Origin of the sequence: Venatoribacter cucullus (assembly GCF_016132445.1) — a bacterium.
Taxonomy (GTDB): domain Bacteria; phylum Pseudomonadota; class Gammaproteobacteria; order Pseudomonadales; family Oceanobacteraceae; genus Venatoribacter; species Venatoribacter cucullus.
Genome location: NZ_CP046056.1, coordinates 1,909,734 through 1,933,551, shown reverse-complemented (window position 1 = coordinate 1,933,551; position 23,818 = coordinate 1,909,734). Strand labels below are relative to the sequence as shown.

Genomic DNA, 23,818 nt, shown 5'->3' with positions numbered 1-23,818 from the left:
GTTCTTATGCAACCCGTCACCCCGGATAACGTCGTGCAGCCAGCCACTGCTCCCGCAGCGGGAGTGGTGCTGCCGGCCGCGCCGAGCAGCCGGGGTGGCAGTGGCCAGCAGGAAATGCCCTTTGCGCTGGTGCAGGGGCAGCCCTATACCCAGCTGCCGCTGGATTTATACATTCCGCCCGATGCCTTGGAAGTGATTCTGGAGCAGTTTGAAGGCCCGCTCGATTTACTGCTGTACCTGATCCGCAAACAAAACCTCGATATTCTCGATGTAAACGTCTCAGACATTGTCGATCAGTACATGGAATACATCGACCTGATGCAGTCGCTGCAGCTGGAACTGGCCGGTGAATATCTGGTGATGGCCGCCATGCTGGCGGAAATCAAAAGCCGTATGCTGCTGCCGCGCAACCGTGAAGACGGTGCCGACGGCGACGAAGAAGATCCGCGCGCCGAACTGCTGCGCCGCCTGCAGGAATACGAACGCTTTAAAAACGCCGCCGAAAATCTGGATGAGTTGCCACGGCTGGAACGCGATATTTTTGTCGCCGATATCGACGCCCCCGACCGTATTCAGGAACGGGTGCATCCGGAAGTGGACATGAAAGAACTGATGCTGGCCTTTGCCGCCGTCCTGCGCCGGGCCGAACGCTTTGAACACCACGAAATTCAGCGCGAACAACTGTCGACCCGTGAACGCATGAGCCAGGTGCTGGCGCAGCTGCAGGGTGGCCATTTTGTGACCTTCCGTTCCCTGTTTGATGGGCAGGAAGGTAAACTGGGCGTCGTGGTTACCTTTCTGGCGGTGCTGGAACTGGTAAAAGAAGCCTTAATCGACATTGTGCAGCAGGAACTGTTCGGCCCCATCCACGTGCGGGCGCGCAGTGAACGACCGGCGGAAGGTCCGTCGTATAACGAATTCAGCAGTCCCGACGGAGAACCGGCATGAGCCAGCCGCCGCTGAAAAACATCCTCGAAGCCGCCTTAATGGCCGCCGGTGCGCCGCTGTCGCTGGAGCGCATGCAAAGCCTGTTCGGCGAAGAAAATCCGCCGTCGTTCAGTGAACTGCGGACGGCCTTGACCGAGCTGAAGCAAGACCTGCTGGGGCGCGGTATCGAGCTGGCCGAAGTCGCCTCGGGCTATCGCCTGCAGGTACGCACTGAAGTAGCCCCTTGGGTGGCACGGTTATGGGATGAGCGTCCGCAGCGTTATTCGCGCGCCTTGCTGGAAACCCTGTCCCTGATTGCCTATCGTCAGCCCATTACCCGTGGCGATATTGAAGACGTGCGTGGCGTGGTGGTCAGCTCCGGCATTATGAAAACCCTGCTCGAACGGGAATGGGTGCGGGTAGTCGGTTACCGCGATGTACCGGGCCGGCCGGCGATGTACGCCACCACCAAAGAATTTCTCGATTACTTTGGCCTGAAAAGCCTGGAAGACCTGCCCAGCCTGATGGAAATCCGCGAGCTGGACGACGCCAACCGGCGGCTGGAACTGGGCGATGACGCCGAGGCGCGTAAAGAACCAGCCAAAGATTACGAGTTCCGCAGCGATGACGAAGTCGCCGCCCGTGGCGCCGATGTGCTGGCGGAAACCGAAGACGATCTGGCCCGCGCCGCCGATATTGTGGCGCGGGTTGAAAGCAGCCTGTTTCATCGTCCCGACGAGGGCGAGGCTGAATTACCTGAGAAAGAACCGCAAGACCCCGCGGCTGCCAGCGCGCAGCCGCGTCAACTGAGCGATGTGCTCAACCGATTTACCACTACAGAAACGGGGCCCGGCGTTGATGCCGCCCCCCGCGAGGATGACCAATAGAGTCTTATGAACGAACGTATTCAGAAATTACTGGCGCTGGCCGGTGTCGGTTCACGCCGCGAAATTGAAGGCTGGATTGCCGAAGGCCGGGTAACGGTGAATGGCGTGATGGCCCGTCTCGGTGATCGCGGTGGCCGCCACGATGACGTGCGCGTCGATGGCCGTTCTATTGATCTGAAAGACGTCGGTCGCAGCGTCCGCATTCTGGCCTACAACAAACCGGTGGGCGAAGTCTGTACCCGTACCGACCCGGAAGGCCGTCCGACCGTGTTTGAACACCTGCCGCGCACCAAGGGTGAGCGCTGGGTCAATATTGGCCGTCTGGACATCAACACCAGTGGTTTGCTGCTGTTTACCACCGACGGTGAACTGGCCAACAAACTCATGCACCCGTCCTCCGGCATTGACCGTGAATACGCCGTGCGGGTACGCGGTGACGTGGACGATGCCATGATCGCACGCCTGAAAGAAGGCGTACTGCTGGAAGACGGCATGGCCCGTTTTACCGACATTCAGTATTTTGACGGTGACGGCCAGAACAAGTGGTACCACGTGGTGTTAATGGAAGGTAAAAACCGCGAAGTGCGCCGCCTGTGGGAAAGCCAGGGCGTTACCGTCAGCCGCCTGAAGCGCGTGCGTTATGGTTGCATCTTTATGCCGTCCAACGTGCCGGTGGGCACCTGGGTCGAGCTGGCACAGAAAGACGTGAATGACCTGTACGACCTGGTCGGGCTGGAACGTAAAAACGTCAAGCGCATGGTCGGCAAAGAGAAGGAAAACTTTGAGCGGGTGGCCAAACGCCAGAAAATCCGCCAGATTGCCGCACCGAAGAAAACCGGGCCGGCGAAGGCGCGGCAGAAGAAAATTGGGGGGTGAGATCAGCGCCTGAGGCGTTGGGCGTTCTGAGTTGAGGGTTAGGCGTGCTGTGCATCTGACGACAACGCCCTCGGAACGCTTAACGCCGTAACACTTAACCGCGAACGGCACCAGCAAGGTGCCGGCGCCTGTTACACCACCGTCACTTCATCCACATCACAAATCACCCGGTTGCGGCCGGCGTGCTTGGCCCGGTACAGGGCTTTGTCGGCGCGGTGCAGCAGCGATTCTTTATCATCTTCAAAGGTCATTCCGGCACAGCCGATGCTGGTGGTTACCTGCAGCGGGCCTTTGTCGGTATCAAAACGCAGGTCACTGATGCTCATGCGGATGCGTTCGGCAATGCGCAATGCGCCGGCGCCATCGGCGTTGCTGAGCATAATCAGAAATTCTTCGCCGCCGTAGCGGAAGCACATATCGGTCTGGCGGATACAGCGACCAATGCAATCCACCACGGCCTTCAGTACCTCGTCACCGGTGGCATGGCCGTACAGGTCGTTAATCAGTTTAAAGTGATCCAGGTCCAGCATCAGGATGCTTAAATCCTGCTGGTGGCGTTTGGTCAGTTCAATTTCGCGGTTCAGGGTCTGATCCAGTGCCACCCGGTTACCGGCGCCGGTGAGCGGGTCGCGGTAGGCGGCCAGCAGCGCTTCCTGATAACGCAGGGCGTTGCGCAGCGGAAACACCAGGGTACTCAGTAAGCCTTCAATATTGGCCAGTTCGTGTTCGCGGAAACGGGTTGAGCGGTAGAACACCAGCTCGCCCATATAATCTTTCTGGGTTTGCAGCTGGTAGCTGGCGCTGTGCGGTGGCTGGCGACCGATGCTGTAACGCAGCTTTAATTCCGCATGCTGATACACCATGCCATCCACCAATACCGCCTGCTGCATTTCGGTAAAGAAAATTTCCAGCAGCTGGTTCAGGTCCAGTGTGGTCTGCAGTTTGCCGGTAAGTTTCAGCAGCAGTTCCGGGCGCAGGTCTGGCCGCGAAGCCAGATCGCCAAATGCAGACACCACATTTTCGCGCTGAAGTTCAGCGTGGCCGTTGCTGTGTAACGGACTGACCATAGGTCGCCTCATGCAGGTAAATGATTCCTGCAGTGAATAAGCGATTTCCGTGCCAGTTTTTGTTGTTTCTATATTTTTCTTATATTTCAGTAGGTTAGTGCAATTTCTTGGGCGGCAATCGGAAGGGCGTCGTCAATTTGACGGCATTTGGGAGGGGAGGCTGGTGGAATAAACGCCGGTTTTTCGGCAGGTTTTTCTAGCATTGTTTGTCGGAAATATGACGCAAGGAGCGCCGGGCCGCGATGACACGCCCCGGCAGCGTACGGGTTCAGGTGTTCGCCGCTACCCAGTCGCGGGCGTCCAGGCTTTGGGCGTGGGTGCCGATGGAGTCCGGGCTCATCAGGTGCAGATATAGCGGCATAATGGTGTCGGCGGTGGGCACGCTGGCCGGGTTCTCGGCCGGGTAGGCGGCGTTGCGCATACCGGTACGGGTACCGCCCGGGTTAATGCAGTTCACGCGGATGCGGCTGGTGTTTTCCAGTTCTTCGGCCAGCAGCTGCATTAAGCCTTCGGTGGCGAATTTGGAAACCGCATAGGCGCCCCAGTAAGCGCGCGCCTGGCGGCCGACACTGCTGGTGGTGAATATTACCGAGGCATCGGCGGGTGCTTTCTGCAGCAGCGGCAGCAGGTGTTTCATCAGGATGAACTGGCTGTTGACGTTAATCTGCATCACCTTCTGCCAGGTATCCCAGTGATAGTTATCCAGCATGGTGCGCTGGCCCAATACACCGGCATTTAGCAGCACGCCATCCAGATGCCCGAAGTTTTCTTCAATAATGCCGGCCAGCTGGCGGTAGCGTTCTTCGTCTTTTTCTTCCAGATCAAAGGGAATAACCGCCGCCTGCGGAAGGCCTTCGGCTTCAATCAGGTCGTAGGTGTCGTTCAGGGCTTGCTGGGTGCGGCCCAGCAGCAGCACAGTGGCGCCGGCGCGGGCGTAGGTGAGGGCGACGGTACGGCCGATGCCATAACCGGCGCCGGTAACCAGAATAATGCGGCCTTGCAGAGCGTTGGGGGCAATGTGCATGGGGTCGGTTTCCAATCAAAAAATCCATTCAGGCGGCAAGCAGCGGCAAGGTTTGTCCGCTTTGCCGCTCAGTTCAGGGCCAGCAGGTGCAGTAAATCCTGTGGCTGGTTAATGCTGTAGTCGGCCTGCCATTGCTGCGGATCATCGCCGGCTTCGACATAACCGAATAACGCCGCCACGCTGGGCATACCGGCGGCACGGGCGGCGTCGATATCGCGGATATGATCGCCCACGTACCAGCACTGCGAAGCCTCCAGGTTCAGGTCGGCGGCGGCTTTGAACAAGGGTTCCGGGTGCGGCTTGGGCTGGCTGACATCATCCGGGCACACCACCACGGCGGCCTCAATACCCAGCCGCTGCAGCAGCGGTTCGGTATAGGGGCGCGGTTTGTTGGTGACAATGCCCCATTGAATACCGGCCTGTTGCAGCCCGTGCAGCGTTTGTGCAAAGCCCGGAAACAGCCCGCTGGCGCTGCCGATATGCTCGCTGTAACGGGCCAGCAGGCGCAGGCGGTAGTCGGCCAGTTGCGGATGCTCAGCGGTTAAATTCCAGGTCAGGCGCGCCAGCGCCATACCGCCGTTGCTGACCTGCTCGCGGATGGCTGGATGCGGCAGCGCCGGCAGGCCGTCTTCGGCGCGCAGGCTGTTTACCACGGTGTAAAAATCCGGCGCTGAATCCACCAGAGTGCCGTCGAGGTCGAACAGCACCGCCTGCGGGCGCGGGTGGCGTGATAGGTTGGCTGAGGTCATACCGGTTTCCGGGTCGCCATCAGGTAGTTCACGCTCACATCGTTGTCTTTCAGCTTGTAGATTTTGGTCAGCGGGTTGTACACCATGCCGGTCATGTGGGTAACGTCCAGGCCGGCGGCGCGGCACCAGCGGGTCAGTTCGCTGGGCTTGATAAACTTGCTGTAATCGTGGGTGCCGGCCGGCAGCAGGCGCAGCAGGTATTCAGCACCGATAATGGCAAAGGCGTAGGCTTTCGGGTTGCGGTTAATGGTAGAGAAAAACACCATGCCGCCCGGTTTCACCAGATCGAAACAGGCCTTAATGACCGACGCCGGGTCCGGCACGTGCTCCAGCATTTCCATACAGGTCACCACATCGAAGCTGGCCGGTTGCTCGGCGGCCAGCTGTTCCACCGGCAGTTGGCGGTAATCAATGCTGACACCACTTTCCAGCGCATGCAGGCGCGCCACATTCAGCGGCGCTTCACCCATATCGATGCCGGTAACGGTGGCGCCACGCTGGGCCATGCCTTCACTTAAAATGCCGCCGCCGCAGCCCACATCCAGCACGGTTTTGCCGGCCAGCTGGGCAAAGCTGTCGATGTAGTTGGTGCGCAACGGGTTGATGTCGTGCAGCGGTTTGAACTCGCTTTCCATATCCCACCAGCGGGATGCCAGGGCTTCAAACTTGGCAATTTCGGCGCGGTCTACGTTCTGTGTCGGTTGCATGTGCGGTTCCTGTTAAAACGGCCGTTACAGTTAAGCGCTGCGGATGCGCTGGCCCCAATGGGCGGCATTATGCCGTATTTTGTCGGCGTCGAGGTGGGTGAATTGCCCCTGTTCCAGCAACAGCTTACCGGCTACCCATACATGGGTAACGGCCTGGCTGCTGCCGGTGTACACCAGCTGTGATACGGGGTCGTACAGCGGTTGCTGCGCCAACCCGGATAAGTCCACCGCCTGCAGGTCGGCCCATTTGCCGCTTTCCAGTGAGCCGGTGTGTTCTTCAATGCCCAGTGCTTTGGCACCGCCCATGGTCGCCATATACAGCGCCTGTGCCGCAGGAACGGCAGCGGCATCGCCGGCGACGGCTTTGGCCAGTAAAGCGGCGGTTTGCAGTTCACTCTGCAGGTTCAGATCGTTATTGCTGGCGGCGCCGTCGGTACCGATGGCGACATTAATACCGGCCTGCAGCAGTTGCGCGCTGGGGCAGAAGCCGCTGGCCAGTTTCAGGTTGGATTGCGGGCAATGCACCACCGAGGCGCCGCTGCGTTGCAGAATGGCAATATCTTCAGCGCTGATCTGGGTCATGTGCACGCAGCTGACCCGCTCGGTCATAAACCCCAGCTCGGCCAGGCGCTGAGTCGGCCGGCAGCCAAATTGTTCCAGGCTTTGCGCTACTTCAAAGGCGGTTTCCTGCAGGTGGATCTGCACCGGCGTATCGAGCTGATCGGCCAGCGTCATAATCTCACGCAGCGGGCCGTCGGAAACGGTGTAGGGCGCGTGCGGGCCGAAGCCGAAGGTGAGCAGCGGCAGATGCTTGTATTGGTCGCGCACCGCCAGGGTTTTCTGAATGTAGTCGTCGGCGTTCTGGGCGAAGTTGGTGGGGAAATCCAGCACCGGCGTAAAGCTGACGTGACGGATGCCGGTGGCCAGCACACTTTCCACCGCCGCGGCCGGGTAAAAGTACATATCGGCAAAGGTGGTGGTGCCGGTCTGCAGCATTTCGGCGATGGCAAGCTGGGTGCCGTCGCGGACAAACTCATGGTCGACCCAGCGCCCTTCGGCTGGCCAGATATGCTCCTGCAGCCAGGTCATCAGGGCTTTGTCGTCGGCCATACCACGGAACAGCGACATGGCGGCGTGACCGTGGGCGTTGATATAACCCGGCAGCAGCACATGGTTGGGCAGGTCAATGGTCTGGGCGGCCTCGCGGGTGCTGGTGGCGGCGTCTTCTACCGCCAGAATACGGCCGTTGTGCACAAACACCGCCTGGTGTTCCAGTACGTTGCTACTGGCGGACGTCATGGGGATTACCCAACGGGCGTTAATACGCAAATCAGCAGGCATGAAAAGCTACTTCTGTATGACCTTTAAGTGCGCGGCATTATAACCAGCCCGGACGGCTGCCGTCATGCCGCTGACCGCTGCGGCGGTACTGGTCAAGTGACGGGTGGCTGAGTAATCTGGGCGCTTGTTTTTTTCCTGCTGGAGCGGGCATGAATCTGGATTCGTTAATGAACATTGCGCCCCTGGACTGGCAGGCGCTGCTGGCCTGCTTGCTGTGCGGCACCATTGTTGGCCTGGAGCGGCAGTTGCGCGGCAAGCCGGTGGGCATCCGCACCTCCAGCCTGATTGTGCTGGGGACCTATGTCTTTATTGCCTTGTCGCAGACGGTGAACAGCGAAGCCACCGATGCCTCGCGGATTATCGGCCAGGTGGTCACCGGGGTGGGCTTTCTGGGCGCCGGGGTGATGCTGTCGAAAGACGGTATTGTGCTGGGTGTCACCTCGGCGGCGACCATCTGGGCGCTGGCGGCGGTGGGGGTGGCCATTGCCGTGGCGACGCCGGCGCTGGGGATTAAAATTTCGGTATTAATTGTGGTGATTCTGGTCGGCGTGGACATTATGGAAAATTATTCCAGTGCCCTGACCCGGGGTGTGCATTCGCGCTACAGCGCCTGGCGGCAACGGCGCTGAGGTTCTGAAGGTTCTGAAGGTTCTGAAGGTTCTGAAGGTTCTGAAGGTTCTGAAGGTTAACGATTTTCTGTCCGTAGTGGCGGATATGGCCCTGTTTTTGCTGGTAAACCTGCGTTCGTTAAACAAGTGTCAAAAAAACGCAGGAGTCCGGCATGCCGAAGAAGCCTTTTACCACGGAAGAAATCAACGCTCAGCGCGAGCGCATTATGGACAGTGCCGCGCAGGTTATGGCCGAAGTGGGCTTTCACCACCTGTCGATGCGCAAGCTGGCCACCGAGCTGGGCATGACCGCCAGCAACATCTACAACTACTTCCCCGATAAAGAAACGCTGTTTCTGCACAGCCGCCGGCGCGGTTTTGAGCTGGCCTTTGCCGCCCTCAGCCGGCAACAAATGGCCGATTCAGCCCGGCATGCGTTGTGTGCCAGTGCCGGCCAGTTAATTGCTTTTGCGCAGCGCTGGCCCGGTTATTACCAGCTGATGTTGCAGCCGCCGCTGCTGAGTTTGCAGGAGGCCGATCAGGCCAGTCAGGAAATCCGCCTGCAGGTTGGCCGGCTGGCGGAAGAATGGCAGCGCCATTGGCTGGCGTTGCTGCAGGACGCGGTGCCGGCAATGCAGCAGCAGCCGGAGCCGCAGCGGATGCAGCTGGCGCTGTTTTTTATCACCTCATTGCATGGTCTGATTGATGCCTATCGCTATCAGTCGTTGCCCTTGTTGCTGGACGGCGTGGAGCTGATACCGGATGCGCTGGTGCAGAATCACCTGGTCTGGTTGCTGGCAGCGCTGGCGCAGCAGGCGGAAAAGACTGGGGTAAGTTAAAAAAGCTTTTGTGTACTCTTTCAGAAAGTTACTGCTGCAACTCGCCGTGAACCCTTCCGTGGGGGCTCGAGTGCGCCATCGATCCCCAGGACGGGGTGAATGCCTGATTTTGTAGGGAACAAAATCAGGCCATGGCGCACACGGTTGCCTCAGCAACTTTCTGAAATATCCCCAGGCCAGGTTAAGAATTTTCTCTGCTTCGTTATGTATCTGTACCAGGCGTCCGTCCTTCCAGCGCATAAACAAAGGCCAGAATTTCGGCGATAACCCGGTACAGCGATTCGGGAATCTCATCGCCCACATCCAGCTGCGCCAGCCACTTCATCAGGCTGGCATTTTCATACACCGGTACTTCATGGGCTATGGCCAGCTGAATAATGGCCTGCGCCAGTTCGTCTTCACCACGGGCGCTGATTTTCGGCACGCTGACGCCGTCGTAGCTGAGGGCGACGGCTTCACTGGCCTGCAATAACGATTCCGGAATGCTCATCGCCTTAATCCTTAACTGTGAATATCGACCAGCCGCTGGCTGATACGGTTACGTTCCGGTGCCGGCAGCTGGCCGTGGCGCACCTGCAGTTCCTGTACCTCAACGCCCAGTTGTTGCAGACGCTGGCGTAATGGCTGCAACTCGCGGTTCAGTTGCGTCAGGGTTGGCGCCTGTTGCGACCAGAAGGTGGCGCTGAGGGCCGGGTACTGCAGCTCAATATCAATATCCAGCGGCCCCAGCTGTTGCAGGTCAAAATGCAGCCGCAGCCGCCAGCGCACCGCTTTGCGTTTGCCATCGGCATCGTTCTGCTCGCTGTCTTTATGCAGGTGCAGCTGCACTTCACGCGGCATTTCACCATCGCGGTAAAACAGCGGAATCTGCAGTTGCCAGCTGTCGCCCTGCTGCAGGCGCTGCACCTGCTCGGTTTCAGTTTGCGCCAGCGCCGCCTGCAGCAGGCGGAAAGTTTCCGGCACATCCGCCGGCGGCAGCATCGGCAGGGTGCGCGGCGGCGGGCTGTCGTTGCCACTGTGCTGGTGCAGCTGTTGCGCCCAGATTAACAGCGCTTTGCCCAATACGGCTTTGTGGTCACTGCTGAACAGGCTGGCCAGCAAGCCGGGAGCGGCCGGGCTGGTGGCCGCAATATTACCAGCGGTAGTCGCAGACCCGGACTGACCCGGTTGTTCCAGCGTTTGCTGCACCGCCTGCAGCAGCGCCGCCACGTTGCTGCTGGCAGGGTTGGTTGCTGCAGGGCCGGGCGCTGCCCCGGCGGCTGTATTGGCCGCAGCGCCCGTGGCTGGATTGGGTTGCGCCAGCGCGGCGGCCCGTTGCCACAGCTGCCGGAACAGGTTACCGGCCTCGGCGGTGTTGCTCTGGCCACTGCTGGCCGGTGGGTTACTCAGGGCGCTGAATAACCGCTGTTCATAACTCAGGCCGCTGTTCTGAATGGCTTGCTGTAAGCCGGCCGGCTGGCTCAGCTGCGCCGGGGCGGGCAGGGTTTGCAGCCAGTTTTGCAAGACCCGTTGCACCGCCACCGGCATAGGCTGGCCGGGCACGGTGGTATTGGTTATCAGGTTGCTGGTGGCACTGGTCTGGCTGCTGAGCGGACGGGGCGCTGTGTTCACTGAGCCCGGGCTGGCCAGTTGCTGCAGCAAATTCAGCAGTTCGGTCCGGGCGCTGGCGGCGTTAATTGAAGGGCTGCTGTTACCGGCGGCTGTGCCGGCTATGGTGCTGGCGGAAGGGCGGGCATACAGATCGGCCGCGGCGGCAGCCGGGCGCGCCGGCTGCGGCTGAACACCCAAGCCTAAACGGGCGGCAATAAAACGGTTCAGCACCTGCGTCAGCGCCTCGGCGGCGGTTGCAGTACCCGGGGCAGAAGGTGGTGCCGGCGTGGTGCCGGGGGCGGCCGGCAGGCTGATGCTGAGCACCTGCAGTGGTTTACCAGAAGAGGTGTTGGCGTCGGGCAGTTGCAGAACCAACCGGCTGCCGGCCGGTAAATCCTGTTCGCTGAGCACCTGCAGTTGCTGGCCCTGGGCAGACGTCAGGGTCAGGCGGAAACCCTCGGGCTGGCGCTGGCTGCTGCTGACCTGCATTTCCACCGTGGCGGTGGGCTGGCCACGGCCATCAGACACCGCACTGCTGGCCGGGGCAGTGGCAGGTCGCGCCAGCGCAGTTTTCACGGTCGCGGCGGAGATAAGCGGAACGGAATCAGGGGTCATAATGTTGATGTCGGCCAAGGTTTACCCATCTTTACCCATGTTAGTTTCAGGCCGTTCATCGCGACAGTGGGTTTTTGTATATAATGCGGCGGAATTTTGTCATTAAGGCTCATCATGACTGCCCGTTACGGCCATTCATCCGTTGCATTACAAGCCCGGCAACTGCGTTGCGAACGCGACGACCGGGTGCTGTTCGATGGGCTGGACGTGCAGGTTCACAACGGTGACCTGCTGCAGCTGGCCGGCCCCAACGGCGCCGGTAAAACCACCTTGTTACGTCTGCTGGCCGGTCTGAACCGCGATTACAGCGGTGATTTGCTCTGGCACGGCCAGGACTTATACGCCGATTTTCCCGCCTATGCCGCGCAACGTTTGTATCAGGGCCATCTGGCCGCCATTAAAAAAGCCTTAACCCCGCTGGAAAACCTGCGCTGGCTGGTCAGCAGCTGGTCTGTGCCAGACGATGCCTTATGGACGGCGCTGGATGAAGTGGAGCTGGGCGGCTACGAAGAAACCCCCTGTCAGCAATTATCCGCCGGTCAGCAGCGCCGCGTGGCCTTAGCCCGTTTGTGTATTGCGCCTGCTCCCTTATGGATACTGGACGAACCCTTCACCGCATTGGATAAAGCCGGGGTGCAGTGGCTGGAAGGCAAACTGCAGCAGCAGGTGGAGGCCGGCGGGGCGGTGGTGATTACCAGCCACCATGCGCTGGAAAATATCGGTAACCTGCAGCGGCTGGAGCTGGGGAGTCACAAAGTATGAGCCTGGTGACAGCCACCATTAAACGCGATTTACTGCTGGCCGCCCGCAATGCCGGTGAATGGCTGAACCCGCTGATGTTCTTTTTAATGGTGGCGGCGTTATTTCCGCTGGCAGTGGACCCGGACCCGAAATTTTTAAGCAAAATCGCCGGTGGGGTAATTTGGGTGGCGGCCTTGCTGGCCACGCTGTTGTCATTGGATGCACTGTATAAAGCCGATGTTGAAGACGGCTCGCTGGAGCAATGGCTGGCGTCGGGGGAATCTCTGTACGCCATGGCGCTGGGCAAAGCGCTGGTGCATTGGTGTATCAGCGGTTTACCCCTTACCCTGATGGCCCCGGTGCTGGGGTTAATGCTGAATATGCCGGACGAAGCCTATGCCGCCTTGCTGCTGAGCTTATTAATCGGCACGCCGGTGCTCAGTTTGCTGGGCGCGGTGGGGGCAGCGTTAACCGCCGGGGTACGCAGTGGTGGCTTGTTACTGAGCCTGCTGATTCTGCCCCTTTACATTCCGGTACTTATCTTTGCAGCCAGTGCGGTTTACCACGCCGGCATTGGTATGGATTATAACGGCCAGCTCGGGTTCCTCGGGGCACTGCTGGCGTTGGCGTTGTGTCTGACCCCCTTTGCGGCCAGTGCGGCGCTCAAACTTAACTTATCGCGGTAGTGTGTTTATGTGGCAGTGGCTGAAACAGCTGTATCACCGTCTGGGTTCCCCGAAGTGGTTTTATGACATTACCGGGCGCTGGATTCCCTGGCTGGCCGGACTGTCGGCGGTCGGCACCGTCGTGGGTTTAATCTGGGGCCTGGCCTATGCGCCGGCCGATTACCTGCAAGGCAACAGCTTCCGCATTATTTATATCCATGTGCCGGCGGCCCTGCTGGCCCAGAGCGCCTATATGATGATGGCGGTGGCCGGGGCGGTTTACCTGATCTGGAAAATGAAAATGGCCGCCTGGGTGGCCAAAGTGATTGCGCCGGTGGGCGCCAGTTTCTGCTTAATTGCGCTGCTGACCGGCGCTATCTGGGGCAAGCCGACCTGGGGCACCTGGTGGGTGTGGGATGCGCGTTTAACTTCCATGCTGTTGCTGCTGTTTCTGTACTTTGGCGTTATCGCCCTGCAGAAAGCCATGGATTCAGAAGAAAGCGGCTTTAAAGCCGCCGCCATTCTGGCGCTGGTGGGCTTAGTGAACATTCCCATCATTAAATATTCGGTGGAGTGGTGGAACACCCTGCATCAACCGGCGACGCTGAAGCTGACCGAAAAGCCCAGCATGCACCCGGATATGCTGATTCCGCTGCTGATAATGATTGTGACCACTTACCTGTTTTTTGCCTTACTGGTGATTCTGCGCACCCGTAATGAAATTTTATGGCATGAACGCAAACGCAGCTGGGTTAAAGAGATTCTGGAGCGCTGATGCATTTCGACAGTTTTACCGCCTTTCTGGCCATGGGTAATCACGGGCTCTATGTGTGGTTATCTTACGGCCTGACCGCCCTGATTGTGATCTGGAACCTGTTGCTGCCTGGTCTGCAACGTCGTCGTTTACTGAAACAGCAGGCTCAGCGTCTGCGTCGGGAGAAAAAACATGCACCCACAGCGTAAAAAACGTCTGCTGCTTATTTTGTTTCTGGTGGCCGGCGTCGGCACCGCGGTGGGCCTGATGACCTATTCCCTCAGCCAGAACATCAACCTGTTTATGACCCCGACGCAATTTGCCGATGGCGAAGTGCCGGTGGGTAAAACCGTGCGCGCCGGCGGCCTGGTGGTGGCTGGCAGTGTGGTGCGCTCCGATCAGGGCCTGGGCGCTACCTTCAAAGTAACCGATGGCATGGCCGAAGTGACCATTCGTTACGAAGGCATCCTGCCGGACCTGTTCCGTGAAGGGCAGGGCATTGTGGCGCTGGGCCAGTTAAACGCCGATGGTGTATTCGAAGCCTCAGAAGTGCTGGCCAAGCATGATGAAAACTACATGCCGCCAGAGGTGCAGGATGCACTGGATAAAGCGCACCAGGATGGTAAAGAAGCTCTGAAATCGGCGAGGTATTAAGATGCAACCGCTGATTCCTGAATTTGGCCAGCTGGCGCTGATTCTGGCGCTGGTGGCAGCGGTGCTGCAGTTTCTGGTGCCGGTTACCGGTTTGCGCCTGCGCCAGGATTGGCTGATGGCGTATGCCCGGCCGCTGGCCAACGCGCAGGCGGTATTTTTACTGCTCAGCCTGCTGGCGCTGACCTACGCCTTTGTGGTGGATGATTTTTCCGTGGCCTATGTGGCCAGCAACAGCAATACCGCGCTGCCCACGCCCTATAAAATCAGCGCCGTGTGGGGCGCGCACGAAGGCTCGCTCTTGTTATGGGTAACCATGCTGGGCGGCTGGAGTGCTGCCGTGGCGCTGTTCAGCCGCAGCCTGCCGCTGGATATGGTGGCCCGGGTACTGGCCGTTATGGCGCTGGTGTCGATCGGTTTTATCCTGTTTACCCTGGAAACTTCCAACCCCTTTGAACGGCATCTGCCCTCCGCACCGGTGGAAGGCGCTGACCTGAACCCGCTGCTGCAGGATTTCGGCTTAATCGTGCACCCGCCGACGCTCTATATGGGTTATGTGGGCTTATCGGTGGTGTTTGCCTTTGCCCTGGCCGCCTTGCTGGGCGGCCGGCTGGATGCCGCCTGGGCACGCTGGTCGCGGCCCTGGACCACCACCGCCTGGGTGTTTCTGACCATTGGTATCGCCCTGGGCAGCTGGTGGGCCTATTACGAACTGGGTTGGGGTGGCTGGTGGTTCTGGGACCCGGTGGAAAACGCTTCCTTAATGCCCTGGCTGGTGGCGACTGCCTTAATGCACTCTCTGGCCGTGACTGAAAAACGTGGCCTGTTCAAAAGCTGGACCGTGCTGCTGGCCATTTTTGCCTTCTCGCTGAGTTTGCTCGGTACCTTCCTGGTGCGTTCCGGTGTACTCACCTCGGTGCATGCCTTTGCCTCCGACCCCGAGCGCGGCGTCTTTATTCTGGCGCTGTTGGGCTTGTGTGTGGGCGGTTCCTTACTGCTGTACGCCCTGAAAGCGCCGACCGTTGCTTCAGTGGGCCGTTACGAGTGGGTATCGCGCGAGAGCTTCCTGCTGGTGAATAACCTGTTGCTGGTGGTGGCGGCGCTGGCGGTAATGCTGGGCACGCTGTACCCGCTGGTGATCGACTTTGCCGGGCTGGGCAAAATTTCCGTTGGCGCGGCCTGGTTCAACACCATGTTTGTGCCACTGGCGCTGGTGCTGGCGCTGGTGATTGCCTACGGCGCCATGTCGCGCTGGAAAGCCGATGAACTGAAACGCCTCGGCCGCGCCACGCTGGGTGCCATGGTGGCCGCAGTGCTGCTGGGCATTGCCACGCCGTTCATCGTCAACGGTGAACTGAACGGGCAGGTAATGCTGGGTATGGGTGTCAGCTTCTGGCTGATCGGTGCTACTTTGCTGGATGTGTGGCAGAAAGCCCGTGGTCAGCTGCGCCGGGTGCCGAAACTGGGCCTCAGTTATCAGGGCATGGTGCTGGCACACCTGGGCGTGGCCATCAGCATTATTGGCGTCACCATGGTATCCAATTACAGCATCGAAAAAGCCGTGCGCATGGCGCCGGGCGACAGCGCGGAACTGGGCAATTACCGCTTTGAGATGACCGAAACCGGCCATATTGAAGGGCCGAACTACGTGTCGGATGCTGCCCGTATTGAAGTGTACCGTGACGATAAACTGATTACGGTGATGACCCCGGAAAAACGCCGCTACAACGCCAGTGGCTCAATCATGACCGAGGCCGCGCTGGACGTAACCCTGTGGCGCGATGTCTATGTCTCTATGGGCGAACCGCTGGCCGATGGTGCCTGGGGTATGCGCCTGCAGGTAAAAGCCTTTATGCGCTGGGTATGGCTGGGCGCCATCTTTATGTCGGTGGGTGGCCTGCTGGCGATTCTGGATAAACGCTACCGGCCGGCCCGTCGCCGGCTGGCGGAGGCTGCCGCATGAACCGTACCTTATTATTTGTACCGCTGGGTATTTTTGTCGCGCTGGGCGTACTGTTCTGGATTGGTCTGGGCGTGGAGGATAAAACCTCGCTGCCATCGCCCTTGGTCGGCAAGCCGTTCCCGCAGTTTATTCTGAACACCGTGGAATCGGGTGAAGAAACCCGCACCTTGCCGGCCGAGCCGGTGCTGGTGAATGTGTGGGCCACCTGGTGCCCGACCTGCAAGGCCGAGCATGAATTTCTGAATACGTTGGCCGCGCAGGGCATCCATATTGTTGGCATCAACTACAAAGACGATGACTTCAAAGCCCGGCAGTGGTTACAGCTGTACGGCAACCCTTACCTGTTCAATATCAGCGACCCGGACGGCATGCTGGGGCTGGAGCTGGGGGTTTACGGCGCGCCGGAAACCTTCCTGGTCGACAGCAAAGGTATTATCCGCGCCAAGCACGTGGGCGACCTGAACACCCGCGTCTGGGAAAAACTGGCACCACAGTTTGAGGCCATGCAATGAAACTGATTCTGTTGTTAATCGGCCTGTTCAGCCTGCCAGCGCTGGCAGTGGTGGATGGCCACAAATACCAGTTTGACGATGAACTGCGCAACAAGCGCTTTGCCTCGCTGGCGGAAGACCTGCGCTGCCCCAAGTGCCAGAACCAGAATCTGGCCGATTCCGATGCCCCGGTGGCGGCGGATATGCGCGACAAAATTTATGAAATGATGCAGGGCGGTGCCAGCGATACCGAAATTGTCGCCTACATGGTCGACCGTTACGGCGATTTCGTCCGTTACAACCCGCCGTTTAAAGCCGAAACCATCATTCTGTGGTTCGGCCCGCTGCTGCTGCTGTTGCTGGGGGTACTGCTGCTGATTGGTATGCGCCGCAACCAGAGCCGCGCCCCGGCCCCGTTAACTGAAGCAGAGCAGGCGCGTCTGCAGGCACTGAAAAATAAGGCGAAATCCTCATGATCTGGGCATCGTTGTTACTGGCCATTGTGCTGCTGATGTTTCTGCTGGTGCCGGTGTGGTACCGCCGCCCGCAGGACGTGAATGACCAGAGCGAAGAAAACCTGCGCCTGTACGAAGAACGCAGCCGTGAAGTGGCCGCCAGTGATCTGGATGACGCCCGCAAGCAGGCCTTACAGCTGGAACTGGACCGTGAATTTCTGGCTGCGGCGGCCACCGCCGAACAGGGGCTGAGCAGTGTGGATGTGCGCAAACGCTGGCCACTGGCGCTGGCGTTGCTGGTGGTCAGTTTGCTGGCCACCCTGGCGCTGTATCAGCAATGGGGCGCGGGCGACCAGCTGCGTGCTACCGAACTGCTGCAGAAAGCCGCCGAAGCGGAACTGAGCAAGAATGAACAAACGGAATTGCTGGCTTTATTAGAGGTTTCCGCGCAACGCTACCCGGATAACGCCGAATGGTCGTATCTGCTCGGCCGTATGAGCCTGAATAATGGTGATTACGAGCGCGCTGATGAAGTCTTCAGCGCCTTGCTGCTGACCTTGCCCGAAGAAGCGGTCGCTGACCGCGCCAGTTTGCTCAGCTTGCTGGCGCAGGCCCGGTTCTTTGGCGGCGGCCAGCAAGTTGATGCCGGTATTTATAAATTAATGCAGGACTCCCTGGCCCTGCAGCCTAACCAGCCGCAAACCCGTGGCTTGGCCGGCATGATGGCCTTTGAACTGGGGCAATACCGCGATGCCATTCAGCACTGGCAACGGCTGTGGCAAAGCCTGCCCGATACTCCGGAAACCCGGGTGCTGGTGCAGGGCATTGAACGCGCCGCCGAACGCCTGCGTGAGCAGGGCGAAACAGTGGATTTAAGCTTCCTGCAACGGGCCGAGCTGAAAATATTAGTGGAAGTGTCGGATGCCGTGCGTGCGCAGCTGGACCCACAAACTACCGTGTTTGTACTGGCCCGCGACCCGGAAGGCCCGCCCATGCCACTGGCGGCGCAGCGTCTGACGCTGGCCGATTTACCGCAGCTGGTGACCCTGAATGACAGCCAGGCCATGGTGGCGGATATGAACCTGAGCAGTGCGGCCAAAGTAACCGTTACTGCACGGATTTCTTTATCGGGAGAGCCCATCGCCCAGAGTGGCGACTGGCAGGCGGAGCTGACTGGCGTCAGCAACAAGCATGAAGGTGTGCTGACGCTGCGCATCAGCGAGCAGCTGCCCTGAGGCTCTGGGCCAGCCTTGCAGGCTGGTGCTGCGTATGCCAGCCCGTTGGGCTGGTGCGGCTTACAGCCGCTGGTTTAGCCGTCACTGCGTGACGGCTTTTTTATGCCAGCCTTGCCGGCTGGCCTATTGCGGGCGCAGCCCGCAAAAAGCCGGCACGCAGTGACGGCCAAGGCCGCATCAGCTGCCGCGCAGCGGAAGTCAACCTACCACTTAGCGAAGTGATCCTCCGCCAATCCCCATTCCCCTTCCAGATGAATCACTTCCCCCGGCAGGCGTATTTCGCCGTGGTACTGGCCGAAGTACTGGCTGAAATTTGAGGCAATAACCAGCGCATTGGTTTTATCCTGCCGGCGTCCGTGCGGGGTAAAGTGCAGGTCAATAATGCCGTCGGCGGAACGCATGGCCCAGCTGTGGTTGGGTTGGTAGCGGTCGAAACGGAAATCCACCATATCCACTTTTATTAAGCGGCCGTCCAGCCACAGGGCGTTTTCGGTGAAGCCGGTTTCGTTAACGCCGGCGGCCAGGTTAAAGCCCAGCCGGCGGCCGTCGCGCAGGTGGCACGACAGGCTGCCCCAGTTCCAGAAGGTTTCGCGGCGCATGTAGCCGCCGGTCCAGTCTACGGCGGCCAGTGCCCGCAGTTGTTGTAAATCGAATGCCTGATCGTGCCATTGCACACGGCCATGGCACACCTGAGCGGCGCTTTTCTGGGTAAACACCCAGCCGGTGTAGCCGGCGCGGGTGCAGATGGCCAGCGGGTTGTAGGAGGTGCTTTCGTCGATGGTGGCGTCAATGCTCAGTTTGCCGGGCAGGTTTACTTCCAGTTTGCGTACACCGGGCGTATGGCTGGCCTGAATGCGCAACAGGTTATTGCCCTGGCGGAATTCCGCCACACCGCTGTTGGGGCGCGGGTCAATGTGGGTGTGGCGCGCCAGCGGCTGTAAAAAACTGAATTCTTCAAAGCGTTTTGTGGCGGGTTGGTACAGGTACACAAAGGCGTTGCTGACCAGTTTCAGGTCGACAATGGCGATACCGATAATCAGCTCGTCACTGAGCAGGCTGACAAACTGAAACTGATTAAAGCCGAAGCGTTTGGCCAGCCCGCTGCGCTTACGGTCCATGGCGGTGCGCAGGTCATAATCAAGGTAATTAATCTGTTCGACACCGTCGCTGAACAGCCCGAAGGCGGGTTGTCCATTGGGTTGAATCAGCTTATCGCGGCGGGCCATGCAGGTTCCTTATTGTTGTTTTTCGACAGTCGGTATTGTGCGGGGCGAGGGAATAACAGGCAATAAAAAACCCGGCCGAAGCCGGGTTTGGTTACAGCAACTTAAGATCAGAAGCTGTATTTGGCAGTGAACTGCAGACGGTCCATGGTGCCGTCAGTGTTGTCATCTTTCTCAATCTTAGAATTACTGTATTCCACACCGTAAGTCACTTCTTTAACCGGTGAGTACATCAGGTTAATACGAGCGCTCTGGGATTTTTCAATCAAAGCCGCTGCACCTGCTCCTTCATAATCAGCATCCAGCATTGAGTAAGCAACGGTGCTGCGCAGTTTCGGGTTCCAGAAATGACGGTAGGCAACAAATGCCGCTGTTACGTCAGTTGGCTCAATATCAGCTCCAACTATCACAGCGTCGGCGGCTGTTGCGCCCAAGCCTACATAGCGGGCTACCTGGCCGTGAGTAACGCTGAATTTCAGGTCATCAGCACCCAGTTTTACAACGCCTGCAACGTTTACGCCGTATCCCATTGCGCTGTCATCGTTACCAGCACCATCGTCATCTGAAAGCTGGCGAACAATACCGGCAACACTGAAAGAGTGGTCTCCGGCTGCAATGTTGTAGCGGGCAATCAGGTCGGGCATTTTGGATTGATCGACTTCATCACCACCACGAGCACCACCAATAGTGCTTTCCGGGTTTTCCAAGGCTAATTGCAGATTACCCATGGTGTAGCGAATCTGGGACTGACGACCAAATACGGTACCTTCAGAAACACCGAAGAAGTCGACCATTTCCGGCAGGGCGCCAACGTTCATAAAGGTAGTCCAGGTCTGACCTACCAGTACATTGTTGTAGCTGAAGTAAGCATGACGCAGACGCGGTGCAAATGAGTTAGAGGCTCGTTCATCCCCTTCAGTGGTGGTCAGGAAATCCAGCTCAACAAAGCCGGTAACCTTTTCACCGTTATCCAGCGTGGTTACGGTTTTAAAGTTAAAACGGGAAGAACGGGCAGTGAAATCAGTACTGCTTGTACTATCGCCAGCAGTGGGGATAGCAGCCGGGACATAAAAATCACGTCCAACTTCAAGTGCGCCGGCATTGGTAGCAGCACCATCTGAATACTGGCTGTACATAGCGTCGAACTTAATAAAACCACCATAGGTGAATTCGGTATTAGCAGCCTGCACAGCCATTGGCAGGGCAGCGGCCAGCAGAATCGCGGAAGTCTTGCGCATGTTACTCTCCTGTTATTGTCGTTGTGCCGAACCACTATGGTGCAGTTCTGAATTGGTGAGAAATTAGCCATAAGTAGCAGGTGCCACCGCGGTACGGTGTTTGTACGGCTTTGGTCGGGGGCATTGGCCGGCATGGATGCGGTAATAAAGGACGAAACCGGCGCACGGCTTGGCAGAATGGGGTTTGGGCGTCTCACTGCTGAAAAAAAAGACATAATCAGCCCGGATTGTGGATAGACCATTGTCTAATTCAGCATTTGGCAGCCAATGACCACTATGAATGCAAAGGCATTAAGCGCATTGGTTACGTCAGTTACTGTGCGGACACCGCGCCGAGCCAACAATGATAATAACTCGCAGGAGAACGCTATGAGCGACCAGAAATTGTATCCGGTAAAGCAGGAATTTTCGGATTCCGCCTGGATCAATAACGAAAAGTATCTGCAGATGTATCAGCAGTCCATCATTAACCCGGAAGGGTTCTGGCGCGAGCAGGCCATGCAGCGTATCGACTGGATGAAGCCTTTTACCCGTGTGCGCAACGTTTCATTCGATGACCACAATGTGGATATCAAGTGGTTTGAAGACGGCACGCTGAATACTTCTGTGAACTGTCTGGATCGTCACCTGGAAACCCGCGGTGACCAGACGGCTATTATCTGGGAAGGCGATGACCCGTCTGAAGACCGTCATATTACCTACCGCGAGCTGCACGAAGAAGTATCCCGTTTTGCCAACGCGCTGCGTGGCCAGGGCGTGCGCAAGGGTGATGTGGTGTGTATTTACATGCCGATGATCCCGGAAGCCGCCGTGGCGATGCTGGCCTGTACCCGTATTGGTGCAGTGCATTCCGTGGTGTTTGGTGGTTTCTCGCCGGATGCACTGGCCGGCCGTATTGAAGACAGTAATGCCAAAATTGTAATCACCGCCGACGAAGGTGTGCGCGGTGGTAAGAACGTGGCGCTGAAAGCCAACGTCGATGAAGCGTTAACCAACCCGGCCATCCGTTCACTGGAAAAAGTGATTGTGGTGAAGCGTACCGGCGGTAACGTGGCCTGGCACGCGGCCCGTGATGTGTGGTACCACGACCTGGTTAAAGTGGCTTCTCCGCATTGCCCGGCGGAAGAAATGAACGCCGAAGACCCGCTGTTTATCCTGTACACCTCCGGTTCAACTGGTAAGCCGAAAGGCGTGGTGCATACCACTGGTGGTTATCTGGTGTATGCCTCTATTACCCATCAGTACATTTTTGATTACCACGAAGGCGATGTGTACTGGTGTACCGCCGACGTGGGCTGGATTACCGGCCACACCTATATTCTGTACGGACCGCTGCTGAACGGTGCCATTACCCTGATGTGCGAAGGCGTACCGAACTATCCGGATATCAACCGTTTCTCGCAAATCGTGGATAAGCACCAGGTGAACATTCTGTACACCGCGCCGACCGCTATCCGCTCGCTGATGGCTGAAGGTTCACGGGCGGTGGAAAATACCCATCGTGAATCCCTGCGTCTGCTGGGTTCTGTGGGCGAGCCGATTAACCCGGAAGCCTGGGAATGGTATTACCGTGTTATCGGTGAAGAGCGCTGCCCGATTGTGGATACCTGGTGGCAGACTGAAACCGGCGGCATCATGATTACCCCGCTGCCGGGTGCAACCGATACCAAACCCGGTTCGGCTACCCGTCCGTTCTTTGGTGTGCAGCCGGCGCTGGTGGACAACACTGGCATGATCCTGGAAGGTGCAACCGAAGGTAACCTGGTGATTGTCGACAGCTGGCCGGGCCAGGCCCGTACCGTGTACGGTGACCATGAGCGGTATGTGCAGACTTATTTCTCCACCTTCCGCGGTATGTATTTCACCGGTGATGGTGCCCGTCGTGATGAAGACGGTTACTACTGGATTACCGGCCGTGTGGACGACGTTATTAACGTATCCGGCCACCGTATGGGTACCGCTGAAGTAGAAAGCGCGCTGGTATCGCACCCGAAAGTGGCCGAGGCTGCGGTGGTGGGTTATCCGCACGATATTAAAGGTCAGGGTATCTATGTATACGTCACTCTGAACAGCGGCGAACAGGCCAGTGAAGAACTGGTGAAAGAGCTGCGTAACTGGGTACGTGCTGAGATTGGCCCGATTGCGACACCGGATTTGATTCAGATCACTTCCGGGCTGCCAAAAACCCGCTCGGGTAAGATTATGCGCCGTATTCTGCGTAAAATTGCCGCCAACGAGCACGATGCTCTGGGTGATATTTCTACTCTGGCCGATCCGTCGGTGGTGGAAACCCTGGTGGATCAGCGTCTGAACCGTAAGTGAGGGTCGGCGTGTAAGGAAACTGCCCCGGGATAATCTCCCTGGGCAGTTTTTTGCTTTTCTGAACCCCTGCTAGCATCATGGGTGCACAATAAAAAAATAACCGCTGCCGGCTGAATATGACCGGCTCAGATATGAGGGAATCTATGCAGCTCGCACAGAAAATTATTATCGCTGATGACCATCCGCTGTTCCGCACAGCCATGCAGCAGGCGGTAAAGCAGCTGGTGCCGGATGTGACCATTGCCCAGGCAGAGTCTTTGCCGGAACTGCAGCAGGTGGTGGAACAGCACAAAGATGCCGACCTTATTCTGCTGGATTTACAGATGCCGGGTGCGCATGGCTATTCCGGGCTGGTGTTTTTGCGTTCGCACTACCCGGAAATTCCGGTGATGGTGGTGTCGGCCTGTGAAGACCCGGCCATTATGTGTCAGGCCATTGACCATGAAGCTTCGGGTTATATTCCCAAGTCGGCCTCGCTGGATGATATTGCCAGCGCCATTGGCCGGGTGCTGGAAGGTGATATTTATCTGCCGGAAGCGGCGCGCCGCCATCAGCATCACCCAGACCAGAATGCGCTGGATCTGGCCAACCGTCTGGCCAGCCTTACGCCGCAGCAGTTCCGTGTATTAAGCATGATGTCGGAAGGTATGCTGAACAAACAGATCGCCTACGATCTGGACGTCAGCGAAGCCACCATTAAAGCCCACGTTACCGCGATTTTCCGCAAGCTGGGCGTGCGTACCCGCACCCAGGCGGTTATTGCTGTGCAAAGTCTGGATTTTGAAAAGCCGGATACCACTATGGCGGGGCAGATGGAGTGATGTTGGGCGTTCGGCGTTCGGCGTTAAGC

The 23,818-nt window shown here is 58.3% G+C and carries 25 protein-coding genes; 16 read left to right on the top strand and 9 right to left on the bottom strand.

Annotated features, from left to right (window positions below):
* Nucleotides 1-6: 6 nt before the first annotated feature.
* From GJQ55_RS09205 to rluB, 3 genes are read left to right on the top strand one after another with little or no spacing between them, the layout of a single operon-like run.
* A complete protein-coding gene (locus GJQ55_RS09205) occupies nt 7-948 on the top strand; it encodes a segregation and condensation protein A (RefSeq protein ID WP_420907140.1) in 942 nt (313 codons plus the stop codon).
* Nucleotides 945-1,814 (top strand): SMC-Scp complex subunit ScpB, encoded by an 870-nt coding sequence (gene scpB / locus GJQ55_RS09200; protein WP_228344671.1) that lies wholly within the window; start codon nt 945-947, stop codon nt 1,812-1,814. Before GJQ55_RS09205 ends, scpB begins: the two co-directional genes overlap by 4 nt.
* A gap of 6 nt (nt 1,815-1,820) precedes the next feature.
* Nucleotides 1,821-2,690 (top strand): 23S rRNA pseudouridine(2605) synthase RluB, encoded by an 870-nt coding sequence (gene rluB, locus GJQ55_RS09195; RefSeq protein WP_228344670.1) that lies wholly within the window; start codon nt 1,821-1,823, stop codon nt 2,688-2,690.
* 131 nt (nt 2,691-2,821) lie between these two features.
* Here the strand turns inward: rluB and GJQ55_RS09190 are convergent, their stop codons facing one another.
* The 5 genes from GJQ55_RS09190 to GJQ55_RS09170 all read right to left on the bottom strand — a co-directional run bounded on the left by GJQ55_RS09190 (nt 2,822) and on the right by GJQ55_RS09170 (nt 7,578).
* Nucleotides 2,822-3,757, bottom strand: coding sequence for a GGDEF domain-containing protein (locus GJQ55_RS09190; protein ID WP_228344669.1), 936 nt, complete (start codon nt 3,755-3,757; stop codon nt 2,822-2,824).
* Between the two features lie 268 nt (nt 3,758-4,025).
* Nucleotides 4,026-4,781, bottom strand: coding sequence for a YciK family oxidoreductase (locus tag GJQ55_RS09185; RefSeq protein WP_228346775.1), 756 nt, complete (start codon nt 4,779-4,781; stop codon nt 4,026-4,028).
* A gap of 68 nt (nt 4,782-4,849) precedes the next feature.
* The gene (gene gph, locus GJQ55_RS09180; RefSeq protein WP_228344668.1) at nt 4,850-5,530 is read right to left on the bottom strand and encodes a phosphoglycolate phosphatase; all 681 of its coding nucleotides are present in this window, start codon (nt 5,528-5,530) and stop codon (nt 4,850-4,852) included.
* Nucleotides 5,527-6,237 carry a bifunctional 2-polyprenyl-6-hydroxyphenol methylase/3-demethylubiquinol 3-O-methyltransferase UbiG gene (gene ubiG, locus GJQ55_RS09175; protein ID WP_228344667.1) on the bottom strand — a complete coding sequence of 237 codons (711 nt, stop codon included), beginning with the start codon at nt 6,235-6,237 and terminating at the stop codon, nt 5,527-5,529. The genes gph and ubiG overlap by 4 nt, the downstream gene beginning before the upstream one ends.
* A gap of 30 nt (nt 6,238-6,267) precedes the next feature.
* Nucleotides 6,268-7,578, bottom strand: coding sequence for a TRZ/ATZ family hydrolase (locus tag GJQ55_RS09170; protein WP_228344666.1), 1,311 nt, complete (start codon nt 7,576-7,578; stop codon nt 6,268-6,270).
* A 149-nt stretch (nt 7,579-7,727) separates the two neighbouring features.
* Here GJQ55_RS09170 and GJQ55_RS09165 point away from each other — a divergent pair, with 149 nt between their 5' ends.
* A complete protein-coding gene (locus GJQ55_RS09165; RefSeq protein WP_228344665.1) occupies nt 7,728-8,207 on the top strand; it encodes an MgtC/SapB family protein in 480 nt (159 codons plus the stop codon).
* Between the two features lie 152 nt (nt 8,208-8,359).
* On the top strand, nt 8,360-9,025 hold the full coding sequence (locus GJQ55_RS09160; protein WP_228344664.1) for a TetR/AcrR family transcriptional regulator: 666 nt from the start codon (nt 8,360-8,362) through the stop codon (nt 9,023-9,025).
* A 202-nt stretch (nt 9,026-9,227) separates the two neighbouring features.
* Here the strand turns inward: GJQ55_RS09160 and GJQ55_RS09155 are convergent, their stop codons facing one another.
* Nucleotides 9,228-9,515, bottom strand: a complete 288-nt coding sequence (locus GJQ55_RS09155; RefSeq protein WP_228344663.1) for an EscU/YscU/HrcU family type III secretion system export apparatus switch protein — start codon at nt 9,513-9,515, stop codon at nt 9,228-9,230.
* Nucleotides 9,516-9,526: 11 nt separating this feature from the next.
* Nucleotides 9,527-11,191, bottom strand: a complete 1,665-nt coding sequence (gene fliK / locus GJQ55_RS09150; RefSeq protein ID WP_228344662.1) for a flagellar hook-length control protein FliK — start codon at nt 11,189-11,191, stop codon at nt 9,527-9,529.
* Between the two features lie 153 nt (nt 11,192-11,344).
* Here fliK and ccmA point away from each other — a divergent pair, with 153 nt between their 5' ends.
* Genes ccmA through ccmI form a run of 9 tightly spaced genes read left to right on the top strand, consistent with a single transcriptional unit; the run spans nt 11,345 to nt 18,185 of the window.
* A complete protein-coding gene (gene ccmA, locus GJQ55_RS09145; protein ID WP_228344661.1) occupies nt 11,345-11,992 on the top strand; it encodes a cytochrome c biogenesis heme-transporting ATPase CcmA in 648 nt (215 codons plus the stop codon).
* Complete coding sequence (ccmB, locus tag GJQ55_RS09140; protein ID WP_228344660.1) at nt 11,989-12,657, top strand: heme exporter protein CcmB; 669 nt, start codon at nt 11,989-11,991, stop codon at nt 12,655-12,657. Before ccmA ends, ccmB begins: the two co-directional genes overlap by 4 nt.
* Before the next feature lie 7 nt (nt 12,658-12,664).
* The gene (locus GJQ55_RS09135; protein WP_228344659.1) at nt 12,665-13,411 is read left to right on the top strand and encodes a heme ABC transporter permease; all 747 of its coding nucleotides are present in this window, start codon (nt 12,665-12,667) and stop codon (nt 13,409-13,411) included.
* Complete coding sequence (ccmD, locus tag GJQ55_RS09130) at nt 13,411-13,599, top strand: heme exporter protein CcmD (RefSeq protein ID WP_228344658.1); 189 nt, start codon at nt 13,411-13,413, stop codon at nt 13,597-13,599. Before GJQ55_RS09135 ends, ccmD begins: the two co-directional genes overlap by 1 nt.
* Nucleotides 13,583-14,044 carry a cytochrome c maturation protein CcmE gene (ccmE, locus tag GJQ55_RS09125; RefSeq protein ID WP_228344657.1) on the top strand — a complete coding sequence of 154 codons (462 nt, stop codon included), beginning with the start codon at nt 13,583-13,585 and terminating at the stop codon, nt 14,042-14,044. Before ccmD ends, ccmE begins: the two co-directional genes overlap by 17 nt.
* 10 nt (nt 14,045-14,054) lie before the next feature.
* Entirely contained in the window at nt 14,055-16,004 is a 1,950-nt protein-coding gene (locus tag GJQ55_RS09120) for a heme lyase CcmF/NrfE family subunit (protein ID WP_228346774.1), read from the top strand.
* Nucleotides 16,001-16,516 (top strand): DsbE family thiol:disulfide interchange protein, encoded by a 516-nt coding sequence (locus GJQ55_RS09115; RefSeq protein WP_228344656.1) that lies wholly within the window; start codon nt 16,001-16,003, stop codon nt 16,514-16,516. Before GJQ55_RS09120 ends, GJQ55_RS09115 begins: the two co-directional genes overlap by 4 nt.
* Nucleotides 16,513-16,971 (top strand): cytochrome c-type biogenesis protein, encoded by a 459-nt coding sequence (locus GJQ55_RS09110; protein ID WP_228344655.1) that lies wholly within the window; start codon nt 16,513-16,515, stop codon nt 16,969-16,971. Before GJQ55_RS09115 ends, GJQ55_RS09110 begins: the two co-directional genes overlap by 4 nt.
* Nucleotides 16,968-18,185 (top strand): c-type cytochrome biogenesis protein CcmI, encoded by a 1,218-nt coding sequence (gene ccmI, locus GJQ55_RS09105; RefSeq protein ID WP_228344654.1) that lies wholly within the window; start codon nt 16,968-16,970, stop codon nt 18,183-18,185. The genes GJQ55_RS09110 and ccmI overlap by 4 nt, the downstream gene beginning before the upstream one ends.
* A gap of 203 nt (nt 18,186-18,388) precedes the next feature.
* Here ccmI and GJQ55_RS09100 read toward each other — a convergent pair whose 3' ends face one another.
* The gene (locus tag GJQ55_RS09100; protein WP_228344653.1) at nt 18,389-19,411 is read right to left on the bottom strand and encodes a DUF2804 domain-containing protein; all 1,023 of its coding nucleotides are present in this window, start codon (nt 19,409-19,411) and stop codon (nt 18,389-18,391) included.
* Between the two features lie 107 nt (nt 19,412-19,518).
* Nucleotides 19,519-20,646 (bottom strand): DcaP family trimeric outer membrane transporter, encoded by a 1,128-nt coding sequence (locus GJQ55_RS09095; RefSeq protein WP_228344652.1) that lies wholly within the window; start codon nt 20,644-20,646, stop codon nt 19,519-19,521.
* 369 nt (nt 20,647-21,015) lie between these two features.
* On the opposite strand from GJQ55_RS09095, the gene acs reads away from it, so the two are divergent.
* Nucleotides 21,016-22,968, top strand: a complete 1,953-nt coding sequence (gene acs, locus GJQ55_RS09090; RefSeq protein WP_228344651.1) for an acetate--CoA ligase — start codon at nt 21,016-21,018, stop codon at nt 22,966-22,968.
* 143 nt (nt 22,969-23,111) lie between these two features.
* A complete protein-coding gene (locus tag GJQ55_RS09085; protein WP_228344650.1) occupies nt 23,112-23,789 on the top strand; it encodes a response regulator in 678 nt (225 codons plus the stop codon).
* Nucleotides 23,790-23,818: the final 29 nt, after the last annotated feature.